At 33.6% G+C, this 16,985-nt stretch carries 13 protein-coding genes, 1 tRNA gene and 1 CRISPR repeat array; of the genes, 3 read left to right on the forward strand and 11 right to left on the reverse strand.

Annotated elements, in window-relative coordinates; genetic code table 11:
• The first annotated feature begins 50 nt into the window (after nucleotides 1-50).
• Nucleotides 51-914 (forward strand): RluA family pseudouridine synthase, encoded by an 864-nt coding sequence (locus ETI37_RS03550; protein ID WP_006586424.1) that lies wholly within the window; start codon nucleotides 51-53, stop codon nucleotides 912-914.
• 27 nt (nucleotides 915-941) lie between these two features.
• Here ETI37_RS03550 and ETI37_RS03555 read toward each other — a convergent pair whose 3' ends face one another.
• From ETI37_RS03555 to ETI37_RS03585, 5 genes are all read right to left on the reverse strand, one after another.
• The gene (locus ETI37_RS03555; protein WP_006586423.1) at nucleotides 942-1,853 is read right to left on the reverse strand and encodes a class II fructose-bisphosphate aldolase; all 912 of its coding nucleotides are present in this window, start codon (nucleotides 1,851-1,853) and stop codon (nucleotides 942-944) included.
• A 69-nt stretch (nucleotides 1,854-1,922) separates the two neighbouring features.
• On the reverse strand, nucleotides 1,923-3,599 hold the full coding sequence (gene argS / locus ETI37_RS03560) for an arginine--tRNA ligase (protein ID WP_006586422.1): 1,677 nt from the start codon (nucleotides 3,597-3,599) through the stop codon (nucleotides 1,923-1,925).
• 259 nt (nucleotides 3,600-3,858) lie between these two features.
• Nucleotides 3,859-5,955, reverse strand: a complete 2,097-nt coding sequence (locus ETI37_RS07885; RefSeq protein WP_006586421.1) for a C39 family peptidase — start codon at nucleotides 5,953-5,955, stop codon at nucleotides 3,859-3,861.
• A 75-nt stretch (nucleotides 5,956-6,030) separates the two neighbouring features.
• On the reverse strand, nucleotides 6,031-7,299 hold the full coding sequence (locus ETI37_RS03580; RefSeq protein WP_006586420.1) for a serine hydrolase: 1,269 nt from the start codon (nucleotides 7,297-7,299) through the stop codon (nucleotides 6,031-6,033).
• 11 nt (nucleotides 7,300-7,310) lie between these two features.
• Nucleotides 7,311-8,156 (reverse strand): NAD(P)H-hydrate dehydratase, encoded by an 846-nt coding sequence (locus ETI37_RS03585; RefSeq protein WP_006586419.1) that lies wholly within the window; start codon nucleotides 8,154-8,156, stop codon nucleotides 7,311-7,313.
• 72 nt (nucleotides 8,157-8,228) lie between these two features.
• Here ETI37_RS03585 and ETI37_RS03590 point away from each other — a divergent pair.
• A tRNA-Leu gene (locus tag ETI37_RS03590) sits at nucleotides 8,229-8,312 on the forward strand.
• A gap of 159 nt (nucleotides 8,313-8,471) precedes the next feature.
• Nucleotides 8,472-9,116, forward strand: a complete 645-nt coding sequence (locus ETI37_RS03595) for a DUF3862 domain-containing protein (protein ID WP_006587691.1) — start codon at nucleotides 8,472-8,474, stop codon at nucleotides 9,114-9,116.
• A gap of 37 nt (nucleotides 9,117-9,153) precedes the next feature.
• Here the strand turns inward: ETI37_RS03595 and ETI37_RS03600 are convergent, their stop codons facing one another.
• The 6 genes from ETI37_RS03600 to cas1 all read right to left on the reverse strand — a co-directional run bounded on the left by ETI37_RS03600 (nucleotide 9,154) and on the right by cas1 (nucleotide 16,927).
• On the reverse strand, nucleotides 9,154-10,839 hold the full coding sequence (locus tag ETI37_RS03600; protein WP_006586417.1) for a hypothetical protein: 1,686 nt from the start codon (nucleotides 10,837-10,839) through the stop codon (nucleotides 9,154-9,156).
• An 81-nt stretch (nucleotides 10,840-10,920) separates the two neighbouring features.
• Nucleotides 10,921-11,331: a peptide deformylase gene (locus tag ETI37_RS03605; protein WP_006586416.1), complete on the reverse strand. Its 411-nt coding sequence runs from the start codon at nucleotides 11,329-11,331 to the stop codon at nucleotides 10,921-10,923.
• Nucleotides 11,332-11,423: 92 nt separating this feature from the next.
• Complete coding sequence (gene ppsA / locus ETI37_RS03610) at nucleotides 11,424-13,808, reverse strand: phosphoenolpyruvate synthase (protein WP_143458489.1); 2,385 nt, start codon at nucleotides 13,806-13,808, stop codon at nucleotides 11,424-11,426.
• A 599-nt stretch (nucleotides 13,809-14,407) separates the two neighbouring features.
• A CRISPR array of direct repeats spans nucleotides 14,408-15,037; the repeat unit is 36 nt; unit sequence GTTTTTCAACTTACTGATTTAACAACCTTCTAAAAC.
• A 33-nt stretch (nucleotides 15,038-15,070) separates the two neighbouring features.
• Nucleotides 15,071-15,739, reverse strand: a complete 669-nt coding sequence (gene csn2, locus ETI37_RS03615) for a type II-A CRISPR-associated protein Csn2 (RefSeq protein ID WP_006586414.1) — start codon at nucleotides 15,737-15,739, stop codon at nucleotides 15,071-15,073.
• Complete coding sequence (gene cas2 / locus ETI37_RS03620; protein ID WP_006587693.1) at nucleotides 15,736-16,041, reverse strand: CRISPR-associated endonuclease Cas2; 306 nt, start codon at nucleotides 16,039-16,041, stop codon at nucleotides 15,736-15,738. The genes csn2 and cas2 overlap by 4 nt, the downstream gene beginning before the upstream one ends.
• Entirely contained in the window at nucleotides 16,019-16,927 is a 909-nt protein-coding gene (gene cas1, locus ETI37_RS03625; RefSeq protein WP_006586412.1) for a type II CRISPR-associated endonuclease Cas1, read from the reverse strand. Before cas1 ends, cas2 begins: the two co-directional genes overlap by 23 nt.
• Nucleotides 16,928-16,985: the final 58 nt, after the last annotated feature.

Here is a 16,985-nt window from a genome sequence, read left to right on the forward strand (position 1 = left end):
AGCACATTCACCAAATTAAACCAGAAAGCTGAAGATTTTTTATAAATATTATGTCAACTTATAGATTTACTAATAAATACCCAAATAACGAACCAGTTTCAGTTAATGACTTACTTAGACAGCTTTTGATTCCTAGAAAATGGCGTCATTTTTTGCGAATTGAAAAGAAGATATTGATTAATGGGAACTACCGTAACTTCAATGAATTAGTATTTCCCAATGATGAGTATTCAATTATGCTTACCCATGTAGAAAATCAGCAACACTCTATAACTCCAAGTGGCCATCTACCCACAATCATTTATGAAGACAAAAATATCCTCGTAATTAATAAACCTAGTAATCAAAAGACCCATCCCAACTTATTCGAAACAGATACTGCTATGAATGATGTAACAACTTATTTAGGTTATACCCCTTATATCATTCATCGCTTAGATATGCTCACTAATGGTTTATTATTGTTTGCCAAAAATCCTGCAGTTGTCCCAATTTTAAATCGGCAACTGACTACTAAAATAATGAAACGCAACTATTATGCGACAGTTAAGTTAAAAAACATCCCTAATCAAGGGACAATTGATTTACCTATTGCTCAAGATCCCAATGATCAACGTAAACGAATTGTTGACGATAATGGCTTAAAGGCAATTACTCATTATCAAGTCATTGCACGCAATTCAATCCAAAACACTATGACATTAAAATTAACCTTAGAAACAGGCCGAACACATCAAATTAGAGTCCATTTGGCAAGTATAAACTTACCAATTATTGGTGATCCTCTATATAATCCCGATTTTAATGGGGAAGCTTTAGCCTTAACAGCATATGAACTGAGCTTAATTTCTCCATTTACTTTTGATACATTAAAAGTCACTTTGCCAAACAAAAAAGACTATCCAAATGGATAGTCTTCTTTAATAGGGTAATAATTAAGATTATTCTTCGTTTAATGAAGAACGGTCAAATGATGCATCTTTAAGTTCATCATCGATAGTCTTAGTACCCATCCAAGAAATCATTTCCTTCATCTTAGCGGTAATAGCTTCAGTACCTGGTAATAAAAGCTTACGTGGGTCATAACCCTTGTGATCCTTGTCAAGGTCCTTTTCAGACATAATGTAATCACGAGTAGCTTCTTGGAATGCTAATTGGAATTCAGTGTTAATGTTGATCTTAGCAATACCAAGTTGAATAGCCTTTTCAATTTGGTCTTGAGGAATACCTGAACCACCGTGAAGTACAAGTGGAGTATCTGGAACTGCTTCAGCAATTTCCTTCAAACGGTCAAAGTTAAGACCCTTCCAATCTGCTGGGTAAACACCGTGGATGTTACCAATACCACAAGCAAGCTTGTCAACACCTGCAGCAACGAATGCCTTAGCGTCTTCAACTGATGCTAATTCACCACCGCCTTGGTTTTCACCAATCTTACCAATTTCAGCTTCAACAGAAATACCACGTTCGTGGGCTAACTTAACGATTTCCTTAGTCTTAGCCAAGTTTTCTTCAGTTGGAAGTGCGTGACCATCAAACATAACTGATGAGTAACCAAGCTTAATACATTCCTTAGCTGATTCAAAGTCACCGTGGTCCAAGTTCAAAATAACTGGAACTGAGATGTTCATTGCGTCCATTTGGTCAGCAACCATGTCCTTAACGAACTTGTAGCCACCCATGTACTTAGCAGCACCAGTAGAAACTTGAATCAATAATGGAGTTCTAGTTTCTTCTGCAGCACGTAATTCTGCACGAGTCCATTCCAAGTTGTTAGTGTTGTAGGCACCAACTGCATAGTGGTGCTTACGAGCTTCTTTAAAAATTTCATTACCATTGTCAAAATAAGCCATTGATATACCTCCTAGAAATTCTACAAGTTATATTCTACACACAAGTTCCAATATTAACAAGGTCTAGACTTACATTTCTTTTGGAGCGGCTACCCCTAATAAATGCAAACTTTCTGTCAAAACAATTGAAGTTGCTTTAACTAAAGCTAAACGGGCAGCTAATTGGTCATCTTCGTCAAGAATACGAACGTTTGCATAGTACTTGTTGAAGTGCTTAGCAAGTTTTAATGCAAATTTAGCAATAATTGATGGTTCATATTTTTCACTTGCTTTTGCTAAAACTGCTGGGAAGTCTGCTAAATCTTTGGCTACTGCAAATGCCCATTCATCACTTAAATCAAGTTCATCAATTGTAACAATTTGGTTAGCTTTTCTCAAAATACTTTGAGCACGGGCATTAGTGTATTGTACATAAGGACCTGTTTCTCCTTCGAAACGAACCACTTCTTCAAGGTTGAAATCGAAAGCATCTAAACGATCATTCTTTAAATCATGGAAAACAACGGCACCAATACCTACTTCATTAGCAACTTGTTCTTTATTTGGCAAGCTAGGATTCTTCGTTTCAATTTGCTTCATGGCAAGTTCAACTGCATCTTCCAAAACTTTATCTAAAAATACGACATTCCCCTTACGTGTTGAAAGCTTCTTACCACCTTGGGTAATCAAGCCAAATGGAATATGATGGATATCATCAGCCCATTCATGGCCCATCTTTTTCAAAACTTCTTTAAGTTGTTCGAAATATGCAGATTGTTCATTACCTACCACATAAAGTGCTTGAACAAAATCATAGTGCTTTTTACGATATTCTGCTGCAGTTAAATCACGGGTAGTATAGATACTTGTACCATCAGATTTTAAAATCATAGCTGGATTTTTATCTGGGCCTAAATCTACAACTTGAGCCCCACGAGATTCAACAAGGAGGTCTTTTTGACGTAATTCATCAACAATTGCATCCATCTTGTCATTGTAAAATGCTTCACCATGGTATGAATCAAACTCAACATTTAACTTCTTGTAAATTCGGTTAAATTCTTGTAAAGAAACCTTTCTAAACCAGTTCCAAAGCTTAACAGCTTCAGAATCGCCACCTTCAAGTTTCTTAAACCATGCACGACCTTCATCTTCAAGCTCAGGCTTTTCTTCAGCAACTTCATGGAATTTTACATAGTAGTGGAACAAACTATTAATTGGATCTTTTTTAACATCTTCTTCATTACCCCATAACTTATATGCAGTAATTAATTTTCCAAATTGAGTTCCATAATCTCCTAAGTGGTTAATTTTTATAGGAGTATAGCCAACCTTAGTCAAAATTTTAGCAATTGAGTTACCAATTACAGTAGAACGAAGATGCCCCATTGACATTGGCTTAGCAATATTAGGACTAGACATATCAATTGCAACATTACCACTACCCAAATTTTGGTTACCATAATTGTTCTTCTTAACCAAAACTTCTTCTAAAGTTTGAGAAATCAAAGCTGATTTCTTAATTGAAAAGTTAACATAAGGCCCCACAGCTTGAATTTTTTCAAAATTATCATCAGATAAATTTGCTACTATAGCTTTGGCAATTTCTGCTGGATTCTTGTGTAAAGTTTTAGCAAGAATAAATGCTGGGAAAGCATAATCACCCATTTCTGGATTCTTAGGGCGCTCAATCAAACTATTAATTTTTTCCTTTGGTAATTCAACTTGAGAAGAAATCAATTCAACTACTTTTTGTTTAAAGTCCATATCTACACCTCACAAATAAAAAAGTCTCCTTCTAGTTAGACTAGAAAGAGACGAGTATTAACCCGCGGTACCACTCTACTTGATGATAACATCCGCTTTGTTTATTAACATTAATGATAATCAAACACGCCTTCACCACTTCCACTATCTGTCTTCCACCAACACAGACTCGCTTAAAGCTTTCATGGCTACTACTTTTGACTTTTATTCACGTGCCATTATAACAGGCTTTTGTTTTTTTTGCTACCAAAACATTCTTTTAGTAGCTCAATGCTCTCTTTTGATCAAGAGTCCATTTCCCCATAAATTCATTTACTGACATACTTTCTTTTTTGCCAGTCCATGGGTTATTGTAATATAAAGTACCGTTATTATTATAGCCAGTTAAGGTAAGAGCATGATTAATGAAACCATTCATATTAGCTACCCAAACTACAACTAAATGACCGTGAATTAACTTATCTTTAATAGCATCTATACTTGCACCAGTCATGACTTGACTTGTACCTAAGTGCTTATTAACTACTGGTGCGATTCCAGTTGGAAATACCCACCAACCAGTTGAAGAATAAGGGCTACCAACAAACCCATAATTTCCATTACTACTACGTGGTGTTTCATTAGCAACTTGTAACTTACTTACATTTGCTCCTGCATATTGAAGCATCATAGTAACAGCAGTCATTTCACAACCTGTAGGCAGTTCAGGGAGCTGACTAATAACTGGAGCGTCATTTTGAACGTAATAGATTCCACCATATGGATCTGTAATAAAGGTTTGCTTTCCATTAATTATTGTTCCAGTTAATACTTCACCAGTGTTATTTTTAAAAATATATCGGTTGCCATCTTTGACAATATTTCCATTTAATCCAGTAGGATTTTCATATTTCAAGGAAACGTACTGTCCCATTACCCATTGGTTTCCACCTAAGTTGTACCACTTAGCACCATTAGCTGCTACTGCAACTTTGAAATATTGCCAAGAACTTCCATTACGTAAATAGCTCCCAGTTAAACCTTGCATCGTATCATAGTTTTTCCAAACTGCTACACCTCCAAGACCAGAATAATTTATACTCAAAACTCCTGTCTGATCTTGAACATTCATCCCATCATTAGATTTTTGTACTGGCGTAACATTCTCTTTTTTAGGTACTGAAAGATCAATTGCATAGTCGGACTTTACCCATTGATTTCCACCTAAGTTATACCACTTAGTTCCATCTTTCATTGTAGCTACTTTAAAATATTGCCAGGAACTTCCCTTTGACAAATAATGACCTGTTATGCCTTGATTAGTATCATAACTTTTCCAAACTGCCACGCCGCCTAAACCATTATAGTTAATTCTTATTACACCATTTCTATTTTCTAAATTAGCAGGTGCTACAGTTGACTGTCCAGCCTCTTGCTTTTTTGTTGTTTCGCCATTTGGCTGGGATTTATCAACAACATAATCGGACTTTACCCATTGATTTCCGCCTAAGTTATACCACTTAGTTCCATCTTTCATTACAGCTATTTTAAAATATTGCCAAGAACTATCTTTAGGTAAATAATGACCTGTTAAACCTTGACTAGTATTATAGCTTTTCCAAACTGCTACACCACCTAAACCATCATACTTAATTTTAACTACACCTGTTTGATTTTTTAATGTCTGCGGGATTACAACTGGCTGTTGTTGCGTACTTTTTTCAATTACATCTACATTTGAATGTGATTTTTCAATAGCATAATCTGACTTCACCCATTGATTTCCGCCTAAGTTATACCACTTAGTTCCATTATTTGTAGTTGCAACTTTAAAATATTGCCAAGAACTATCTTTAGGTAAGTATTGACCTGTTAAACCTTGATTAGTATCATAACTTTTCCAAACTGCTACACCACCTAAGCCATCATACTTAATTTTGACTACACCAGTTTGATTTTCTATCTTAGCATTTTCAGGTTTTAATGAGGTTACAGGCTGATTAGTTTCACTTTTTACAGTACCTAGATTCGAATCGGAAATAACATAATCTGACTTCACCCATTGATTTCCACCTAAGTTATACCACTTAGTTCCATCTGTGTTTGTCGCAATCGCAAAAGCTTGCCACCGCGTATTATTTCCTAAATAAGAACCAGTTAGTCCAGAAGCATAGCTATAACTTTTCCAAACTGCTACACCACCCAACCCATTGTATTTAATTTTTATAACTTCTCTAATAGGTTGAACCTTTACTGATTCATTTATTTTAGCACTTTCAATGTTTTCAGAACTTTCTGCCGCTTTAACAGATTGGGCACTGAAGAATAACGGAGTTAAGGCCAACAAAAAAGCACTTGATATTCCAAATTTTTTCATACTATACTCCTCCTCTTTAAACGATAAAAGTATACTACTAAAAAAACAGAAACTCTAGTGCTTATATATCATATTTTACTTAAAGAAAAAATGCCATATTCTAACAAAAATATTAGCTTGGTCAATATTTTCACGAACTGTAGCAGCTAATTTGGTGCCCTTACTTGAATAAATGCTTGGGTTATTAGTAAACAGATAGTAACCTGCTAGTTGGCCCTTCTTAATTGGTGCCTCAATTGCTGATTTAGAAAATGCTAATTTTCCTGTAGAACTTGTCTTTTGCCAAATTCCAGTATCTTTTTTAACCACTAAATTAGCAATCTTTTGGTTTCCATCATTTACTTTGATTCCTTTAAGATTGGTTAATTGTGTACCTTTCTTATAAATGTATAATTGATAATTGTTATATACATAGTCAAGCATTTTTTTAGTTTGTGTAAACCGACTTGGATCTGTACCATCTGCATGCTTAGCACCCATAACAATGGTAATTAATCTGCGACCTTTATATTTTAAAGTCCCTGCAAAACAAGCCCCAGCTTTTTCACTAGTACCTGTTTTCAAGCCATCCAAAGGATATGCACTATCATACTGTGATAGTCCTTTTAACATCCAGTTCCAGTTTTGCATTTTAGTTACAGTTGATCCATCCTTAAAATCTAGTTCAGCTAATTTAGAAGTATTAAGTATTTCAGGATAATCAGTCAATAAATGGTCAACTATTTTGGCAACACCAACTGCTGGAATCTCATTTTCAACATTTTTACCAGCTCCAGGATATGCATCTGAACCTACTTCACCATTTTTCAAACCACATGTGGTATATATTTGAGCATCAGTAATGTTCCATTTTTTTAGAAGCGTTCTCATTTGATTTACAGCATTTTCCTGACTTCCATAAACAGCCTGTGCCAACATCATTACTGCACCATTAGCTGATTCAATTAGTGATGCTTCATATAGTTGTTTAACTGTATATTGATGTTTTTCTTGCAATGGAACATTTGAATAATCTGAATTATTGCTCAACTTTACTATGTTCTTAGTAGGAGTCAATTTTTGATTCCAACTAAGCTTACCATCTTTGATAGCTTGTAATGTTAGATAAATTGTAATTAATTTAGACATTGAAGCAATCGGCAAAGCTTGAGCTGCATTTTTTGCATATAAAACTTCACCTGTTTTTTTATCAATTGTAATCGCAGCTTTAACATCTAAATTAACTTCATCTGCATTTATGTTATTAATACTAGTGCTTGCAGATACAGTTCCAGCAGTTAAAGCTAACGAACTAACTAGCAAAAAGCTCAATAAACAAATAATTGCTTTAAAGAATCGTTTCACTTTCTTACCTCTTATTCTAATGAAAATTGTTTCATAAGTTGGGGAATTTTAGCACTAAGTTGGGTTGGTAAAACCACATAACGCTTCTTGAATAGTTCATCCCCAGCCAAAGAATGCAAATAAACAGCACTTGCAACCGTTTCTATCTTAGCAGAAAACTGACCACAAAAACCAGCTAATATTCCTGTTAATGTATCCCCCATTCCTCCTGTTGCCATACCAGGATTGCCTAATGGGTTTTGATAAACTTTCCCAAAGCAGTCATAAATTTTAGTGTGATTAGATTTTAAAACCAAAATTCCATTATTATCTGGAAACAATGATTTCAGAACTGCAAAATTATCCCCATCTTCTTGAAATGGAATCTTTATCTGACTAACTCGCTCCCATTCTTTTTGATGAGGAGTTAACACTATCTTCTTTGCATTAACAGGCAATAAGGTATAATCTTCAGCCAACAAATCCAACGCACTGGCATCTAAAATAACAGTTTGTGTGCTTTTAACTGTATTTTTTACTAACTTCAATAACAATTTTGCTTGTGCATCAAGTCCCAAACCAGGGCCAATTGCAATTACATCGGAGTTTTCAATTGCTTCAACTAATTTTGTATCTCGCCAGTCTATAAACATAACTTCTGGAATACGACTATGCAATGAACATAAGTTATTAATATCAGTTGCAACACTGGTTAGTCCTGCACCCGAATTAACAGTAGCTTCAGCTGACATAATAATCGCTCCACCAAAATTGAGATTTCCCCCAATTAGCAAAACACGTCCATACATTCCTTTATATGAATTGCTAGGGCGCTTAAAAATTGTGGATCTAACCACTTTATCAGAAATTTCTATCATAATTCGCCTCATAAATATTATAACTACTTACATTTTAGCAAAAATTTGGTATGATAAATAACGTAATTAAAAGCCTCAATGGCGGAATAGGCAGACGCGCAGCGTTCAGGTCGCTGTTCTGGCAACAGAGTGCAGGTTCGACTCCTGTTTGAGGCATAGTAGCTCTAACATATGTTAGAGCTTTTTTATTACCCAGGAAATACTCAGCTAAATGCACTTATAAGTTGCGTAACTTCAACTATAAGTTGCTTGTTGCTATCTAGGCCTCTTGCTATAGTCAAAATAGTTGATTTTAAATATTTAGGAGGTCTTTTTATGAAAAAAGAAGAAAACAAAAAGAAGCCAATTTATAAAAGAATTTGGTTTTGGCTAGTAGTATTAATTTTGGTGGGAGCTGCAAGTTCAACATTTGGAAAAAACACTTCTAATTCAACTAGCTCATCAAATGCAAGTTCTTCTTCGAAGAGTTCAAGTAACGGTAATCTAGTTTCTTTGACAAACTTCAACAAAATTAACTTATCATCCTCAAATGGTGATAGTAAGGAAACAATCAGAAAGTTATTTGGAAAAAAAGAAGCATCAACTAGTTCATCGACAGTTGAAAATATAAAAACAGAGCTGCTAACTTGGGATAGTGTAGATAATGGTAGTTTTGCTTCAAACATTACAATTAATTTTGACAATGATCATGCGGTAGTCAAAAGTATCAGTGGTTTAAAAGTAAATCGTTCTAAGAAGTTATCACTGAGCGATTTTGAGGCAATATCTGATGGGCAATCACAAGATGATGTCAAAAAGAAATTAGGAGAACCTAATGGTTATACCATTACAGATTTAGCAGGCTATAAATCAGAAGTATGGGAATACACTTCTGGTATTAAAGGTAGCGTTGGTGCCAATTTCAACATCACTTTTACTGATGGTAAAGTTTCAGGAAAATCACAATATGAAATGAAATAAAAAAATTCTAGGATATATTTCTATATCCTAGAATTTTTTATTTTCTCTTAAAACAAAATGTTGCTATAAACAATATCCAACTAGCAAAATTAACAACAATCAATAAATTAAACCAAAGAGGAACCCTAAATGATAAAATCGCATTATTTACACCTATTTTACTTTGTACTACAGGATTACCGATTTCTGTTTTTTGCAGATGGGTTAACCTCTTTCCATTAACTATCAATTCTGATTGTTGATACATTATTAACGGTAAAGTAATCTTTTCTTTTTTAGAACTATTCCATTTCAACTCTAAAGAGCCATTTTTTAATACTCGATGTTGATATTTTATATAATCATCTTTTATAAATTTTTCATATAAATCTCTTACATCGTTAGGATTCAATTTTTTATTTGTTACTGGCAAATAGTCCGGCTTTATGTTGAGATAATATCTGAATAATTGACCTGGCTTATTACCAAAAGCTTCTACTTGTTGCTCATTAAAAACTTTTGATTTAGGAGAATATATCATCACTGAATTAGTTTGTGAAGAAGTTCTTTGCACCCAAGAAAAAGTTTCCTGATATGCAAAAATTGTTACTAAAGCAATACTAATTGTGTATATCCACTTTCCATATTTTGTATTTTTAAATAAAAGCTGACTACTATATGCTAAGCCCAGCATAAACAAAGCATAAAAAACAATTGTAAACCTAAATGGAAACTGGAATGATGAACCTAATCCTGGAAAGATTTTCTGTACCGTACTCCAATTAATTAACCAATTAGTAGCCAACAGCAAAAAGAGTGTCCCAACAAAAGTAATATAAAAATTATTTATATTCAGCTTAAAAGTAATAATTGCTAGTAATATTTGCAACAAAAACAAGATTGCAACAGCAATTAGAAAGTCTTTTAAAGCAACTCCTTTAGGTGATAAGTGGATGGTTGCTCCTGCTAAATCAAATGTCCCAGGACTTGATATTTTGTTTGTCCTATAAACTAACAAAAAACAACCCCAGATTGTGCCTGTCAATCCAATTCCCCAAAGAGCAGATTTTACTAATCCTAAAATGAAAAGCCCTTTATTTGTTGTTCTAATAAAACTTAAAAATAAGAATGGGCAAAATGCTAAAGCCAATAAAATAAAGGAAAGAAGGTGGATATTAGCTACTATTGCAAAAATCAAAGTAACGACTTGCCAATGATAAGGATTCTTTTTCTCTTCTAATAGATTAACTATTTGAATACAAAGATACGGCATTAAAGCCGCACCCCAAGCAGAAAAATTGCTCCCAATTAGCCAGACTGGAATCATTCCAACATTGTTATATAAAATAGCCAATATTACCCCCAGGTAACTAGGGCAATTAACCTTTAAGCACATCCGATATATTCCAATTCCGGAAATAAGCAAAAGAATTAAGCCAGAAACAATTTGATATTGAAACCAATTATTAGTAATAAAAAGTAATACACCATTTAACCAAGCAAACAAAGGCCCATAAAAAGCATTAACAATTTGTCCAGTTTGTTGAAATGTATAATTCATCTGAAACCAATTAAAACTGCCATTAGCCAATTGCATCTTTATATCATAAAAACGGGACCAGTGAAAAACAGTATCTGATCCCAAAATAGTCGCATGAAAAGCTATCTGTGGTAATAATGTACCTAGGCTAGCTACTAAAATAATAAAATAAGGTATTATAACCTTGATTCTTTCTTTATTCATTATAATGTTGTCACCCTAAAAATCTCATGTTATGCCTAACATAATAAAACCCTATTTTTTAGTTATCAATAACTATTCTTGCTAAATTAATATTCCTTCTAAATGGTCCATCTCATGTTGGCAAATTTCTGCTGCGAAACCTGTCAAAGTCAACTCCTGATTTTCCCATTTTTCATCAAAAAAAGCAACTTTTACCTCTTTAAATCTAAGTGTATTACGGCTTCCAGATAAAGATAAACATCCTTCACTAACTTGATAAGGATTCTTGCGTTCAAGAATCACTGGATTGAACATGACTACATCAAAGAAGCCAATATTCACGATAATTACTCTTTTAGAGTAACCAATCATATTAGCAGCCATACCAACACAACGTTCTTTATTAGCTTGCAAAGTATCCCTTAAATCTCGCCCAATCGACAAATCAGCTTTAGTTGCTGGTAAAGATTTTCTTTTTAAAAACATTTCGTCTTTAATTATTTCCTTAATCATCTACTCACCATCCAATAAGTTCATATTCTTAAATATTATCATAAAAAAAGGGCGCCCCTATCAGGGCGCCCACTTTTTAAATTATTTAAATATTACCATTCATAATCTTCTACATCTGCTCTACCAAGACCTGTTGCATGATCAAGAATAATTCTTTGTTCATAACGAGCAACATTGCGCTTAGTTGCTTTAACCATATCTGGATTTACAGAAACATAATCAATTCCACTCTTTACTAAAAATTCCGTAAATTCTGGATATTCTGATGGAGCTTGTCCACAAATTGAAACTGTCTTTCCATCTTTGTGAGCCGTCTTAATCAAATGACGAATAGCTCTCTTAATTGCTAAGTTTCTTTCATCAAATAAGCTTGATACAGTATCATTATTCCGATCACAACCAAGTAAGAGCATCGTTAAATCATTAGAACCAATTGAATAGCCATCAATATATTGGTTAAATTGATCAGCTAAAATAATATTAGAAGGAATTTCAGCCATCATATAAATCTTAAAGTCATTGCTCCGTTTTAAGCCAGCCTCAGCCATAATTTCAATAACTTTCTTTAACTCATCTACAGTTCTGACAAATGGAATCATTACATTCAAATTAGTCAAACCATATTCATTTCTTACCTTTTTAACTGCTTCTAGCTCTAACTTAAAGGCTTCAATATACTTAGGATCATAATATCTTGATGCTCCACGCCAGCCTAATAAATCGGCACTTTCATGTGGTTCAAATTTATCGCCACCCTTTAAGTTACGATATTCACCACTCTTAAAGTCGCTAAAGCGCAAAACAACTGGTTTTGGATTCATAGCACGAGCAACTTTACTAATACCATTTGCTAATTCATTTACCACTCGTTCTGGGTGTCCAGTTTCAATCAAATATAATGGGTGTTGATGAATATAAGTAGTCCATAAGAATTCTTCTCTCATCAAACCAATTCCATCACAAGGTAAATCTTTATAACGATCTACTAAATCTGGATCACCTAAATTCATCATAACGCCTGTGGCAGTTGGAGCAAAGTATCCTGCAACAGGAGTTGCAACACCTTGTTTAGGCTTTTTAACCATATCAGCTACAACGCCTTGATATACAACCCCATTTTTAGCATCAACAGTGACTTCCTGTCCATCTTTCAAAACAGCAGTTGCCTTAGCGCCACGACTTGCAGTACCAACAATACATGGAATCTGCATTTCACGAGAAACAATTGCAGCGTGGCAAGTCATACCACCATTATTTGTTACAATAGCACTAGCTTTTTTCATTGCTGGAACCCAGTCTGGTGAAGTCATCAAGGTAACTAATACTTCACCATCTTTAAATTTATCAATATCTTCTGGGTTTTCAATCACATGAACAATACCATGTTTGATACCAGGACTTGCTGGTAACCCACTTACTAATACTTTGTGATCTGTAGTTAAGTTTTCATCGCTAGTATCTTTGGACATTTTTCCGGCCTTTTTTCTTTGAGACCAAACGGTTTCTGGACGAGCTTGAACTAGCCATAACTTATCATCTTCATCTAATGACCATTCCATATCCATATAGCAACCATAGTGTTTTTCAATTTCTTTAGCATAACTTGCTAATTGCTCAACTTGTTCATCAGTTAAGCAAGGCTTAGTTGCAATATCTTCTGGTACTTTCCGATCCTCTACACCGCCATCACGCAAACGGATAAGTTCAACATTTTTATTATTAATTGTTTTATCACTAATTTTGCCACTTGCTTTATCTACAACAAAGTTATCTGGCGTTACAGTACCTTGAACAATATATTCGCCTAAGCCCCATGAGCCTTCAATCATAACCTTGCTATCATCACCGGTAGCAACATTAACTGTAAACATAACGCCACTTGCCTTAGAAAAGGCCATCATTTGAACAGCAGCAGATAAAGCAACTTTTTCATGTGGGAATCCCTGCTTTACGCGGTAATATGTTGCTCGATCAGTAAAGGTTGAAGCATAGCATTCCTTAACCTTTTGAATGACATTATCACGTCCATGAACATTCAAATACGTATCTTGTTGTCCAGCAAAGGAAGCATCAGGTAAATCTTCAGCTGTTGCACTAGAACGAACTGCAACAAAAGGTTCATTTACTTTCATCTTCATTGCCAACTTATCGTAGTTATCACCAATTTCTTTAGCTAAGTCAACTGGCATCTTTGCAGCAACAATAAGTTTTCTAATTTGGCTACAAATCTTATGTAGTTCATCAGAATCATCAACATTTTTCAATGTTTTGAGTAGTGCATCGATTTTTTCATTTAAACCAGTTACTTTCATGAAGTAACGATATGCTGAAGCTGTAGTCGCAAAGCCATAAGGAACTGGTACGTTAGTTCCCGAAGTCAATTCACCAAGTGAAGATGATTTTCCCCCGACTAAATCAACATCTTCACGCTTTAATTCATCAAACCATAATACATTTGCATTTTTTCTTTGGTCCATAAAAATCCTCTAAAAGAAATGTCTTTCTTTTTACTATGTAACCGCTTTCTAACCACACTTATATATTGCTATTTTTTTATTAAATAGTCAATATTCATGTATAGACCAATTGCTATTATTTTCAAAGTTCTTTGGTACTTGTATTAAATTGAGAGGAAAAAATAACTCCGCTATACAAATAGCGGAGTTCGTTAAATCATGGATTCGCTAGTCTTTTAAAACAAAAAGCACAAAAATAAAAACGGCTATAGAATAGCCGTTATAAAAGACTGCTTAGACATTGTTATTAAATTACTGATTATAATCACTCAACTATTAGTAATTTATAAAATGACTAAATAATAATTTTTTAGGAGCTAGGCTTAGCTCCCTTCTTGCTATGCTATCATTCAAAATAATTATAGTCAATACAGAGTTAAATTGATAATTCCTAACTTTTAAAAACATATTATTTTTTACGGTTATTTTTACAATAGTAATATATAAAAGCTCCTATAAATAGAATAACATATACTAAACCTTCCATTTTTATCTCCTATAAGTTATAGTGTTTTACAACCTTCTAAAACTTTTTGTTATACGTAGTTTTAAATTTAACAGTTTTTCAACTTACTGATTTAACAACCTTCTAAAACGCTAAAGTTGCGGGCATGTAATACTTACCAGTTTTTCAACTTACTGATTTAACAACCTTCTAAAACAGTTGCTACAGGTGATTTATTTAATGCTGGGTTTTTCAACTTACTGATTTAACAACCTTCTAAAACTGCTTTTCCTAACCAGCTCAAGAAACCTGAGTTTTTCAACTTACTGATTTAACAACCTTCTAAAACGCGGTCAAGTTCGGTCAATTGATTAAAGAGGTTTTTCAACTTACTGATTTAACAACCTTCTAAAACACTAGCTCGTTGTACTTACTGTTGTAGTTCGTTTTTCAACTTACTGATTTAACAACCTTCTAAAACGTTGTAGCCAGTCGCAAAATGATACAAGCCGTTTTTCAACTTACTGATTTAACAACCTTCTAAAACGTATACCAGTTAATCAAATCTCCACGGTATGTTTTTCAACTTACTGATTTAACAACCTTCTAAAACACATGGTCTATGATGATGGCTGTTTTACCTGTTTTTCAACTTACTGATTTAACAACCTTCTAAAACATACATCTAAGAACTCTACTAAAACAACTGGTTTTTCAACTTACTGATTTAACAACCTTCTAAAACCGACGTTTTATCATCAGCTTCTCAGATTGTAAATCAGTACCAGTCGACAAAATCCTCATCAATATAACAGACTCTTGAATCCCCACTAACAACCTTAAAATTCGGAGATGAAAATTCCATTAATATCAAAGGTACATTTACTTCTTTTACAAAGGTAATTAAGTTATTCAGTTGTTCTTTTGTAAGATAATGACTTACATTTGCAAAAGTAACAACCGAATTCAATTTACATTCAATATGAATTTTAACAACTGTTTCAATTATAGCATAAGGATCACTTAGTACAGAATCATCAAAATGAATTCCATCAAATTTAAATAACTTTTTTAAATCTACATTTTCATTGACTTCAATTGGTAAGTCAGTCATAAAGATTATATCTTGAATATCGGTGCTAAGTTGCCTCCATTTATCAAATATTCTATTCCGATGCTTTTCACTTATATTCTCAAATAAATTTGAAATAATTTTAGTTAGATAAGAATTAAGACAATCTTGTGTAATTAAAACATCTCCAACCCAGTCAATAAATTTATTCTTTTCAAGTTGATTGTAATGCTCATCAAAGAATTTTACTTTATCGCTTTTTCCTTGAAAAGAAAGAATGAAATCACGATAAACTGCAGAATTAGCCACTTTTATAAAAGTTACCTTACCATCTGATACTTTAATCGGATGATGTCCTTCATAACTAATAATCATATAATCACTGTCCTATCTGAAGTGTTCCGTACATCATCTACTGCTGTTCCAATTAAAAAGTGCATATCATTATACTGCTTTTCTGTTAGCATTAATGACTGTACTAAGCCTTCTTCTGGCAAGAAATTTCTTATTCTATTTTCTAAAAAATTAGCCATTTTTCGATTAACACAAACTCGGACATAAACAGAAAATTGGATCATTACAAATCCTTCATTAATCAGTTCTTTTCTAAATATGCGATAGTTCTTTCTATCTTGAGCCGTTTCTGTAGGCAAATCAAACATTATCAACAATCGCATGGTTCGGTACCTCATTGACAAAATCCATCACACTTTCTACTTTATCCACATCACTGCTTAAATATCCTAAACACTCCTTGGTAAATAGATCTATTGCATTAGCTAGAAGGATAGCTTTTCCATTATATTTAATCTGTAAACTAAGCAATTCAACCAATCCATATCGCACATCTGGAGTAAAATCTTTTAATTTTTGTCCTGCTACCCAGTAATCTACAAAAGGTCTAAATGGTTCCATTAAATCTGATGCTAAGTTAAATTGATTGGCAATAGAAGAATGGTGAACTCCTAAATATGTTTCATAACCATTTTGAACAATGCGACGATTAAAAGATGATAACAATATGGAATAACCATAATTCAAAGCTGCATTAATAGTATCTCCTTCATCTTGTCTGACAAAACTCTTTCCAAAAAGTTCTTGGAAATACTCTCTAGCTACTACTGCTTCTCGATTGCTTACATCATTAAACTCTAGCTTATTAATTTCTTCTTCAACCTTAGTAAACTCTAATTTATAGTTTTTTAAGACCCTGAGTTGATTATTCATTTTTAACCAGACAATTTTAGTCCATAGTTTTTCTTTTAAAGAATTATCCCAATTTAACTGCGCAAGTAATTTTTGATAATTACATTTAGGTGCATAATAATTCACTGTCTCAGTTATTGGATTATATTTATTATCTACAAATATTACCTTACAGCCTCGCTCAGCCAATTTACTTATCAATTGAGAAGTTATAACAACTTGCGTGCTCTCAACTAAGACCAATGCAATATCTGAAAGCGGAATCTGAGTAATTCCATTACTCGTTTGTACCTGCATCATATTAGCAGAATATGATAATTTAGCATGTTGCGTTATAATTACATTTCTCCAACTCACTTTTACTCACTCCTCTTGTTAATAACAAAAAAAGATGTTAATATTTAGATGTTGAGTT

This window comes from Lactobacillus mulieris (assembly GCF_007095465.1).
Taxonomy (GTDB): Bacteria; Bacillota; Bacilli; order Lactobacillales; family Lactobacillaceae; genus Lactobacillus; species Lactobacillus mulieris.

Coding starts and splice junctions, on each gene's coding strand:
- ETI37_RS03550 (WP_006586424.1), top strand. CDS start 51: ATGTCAACTTATAGATTTACTAATAAATACCCAAATAACGAACCAGTT.
- ETI37_RS03555 (WP_006586423.1), bottom strand. CDS start 1,853: ATGGCTTATTTTGACAATGGTAATGAAATTTTTAAAGAAGCTCGTAAG.
- argS (WP_006586422.1), bottom strand. CDS start 3,599: ATGGACTTTAAACAAAAAGTAGTTGAATTGATTTCTTCTCAAGTTGAA.
- ETI37_RS07885 (WP_006586421.1), bottom strand. CDS start 5,955: ATGAAAAAATTTGGAATATCAAGTGCTTTTTTGTTGGCCTTAACTCCG.
- ETI37_RS03585 (WP_006586419.1), bottom strand. CDS start 8,156: ATGATAGAAATTTCTGATAAAGTGGTTAGATCCACAATTTTTAAGCGC.
- ETI37_RS03595 (WP_006587691.1), top strand. CDS start 8,472: ATGAAAAAAGAAGAAAACAAAAAGAAGCCAATTTATAAAAGAATTTGG.
- ETI37_RS03600 (WP_006586417.1), bottom strand. CDS start 10,839: ATGAATAAAGAAAGAATCAAGGTTATAATACCTTATTTTATTATTTTA.
- ETI37_RS03605 (WP_006586416.1), bottom strand. CDS start 11,331: ATGATTAAGGAAATAATTAAAGACGAAATGTTTTTAAAAAGAAAATCT.
- ppsA (WP_143458489.1), bottom strand. CDS start 13,808: ATGGACCAAAGAAAAAATGCAAATGTATTATGGTTTGATGAATTAAAG.
- csn2 (WP_006586414.1), bottom strand. CDS start 15,739: ATGATTATTAGTTATGAAGGACATCATCCGATTAAAGTATCAGATGGT.
- cas2 (WP_006587693.1), bottom strand. CDS start 16,041: ATGCGATTGTTGATAATGTTTGATTTGCCTACAGAAACGGCTCAAGAT.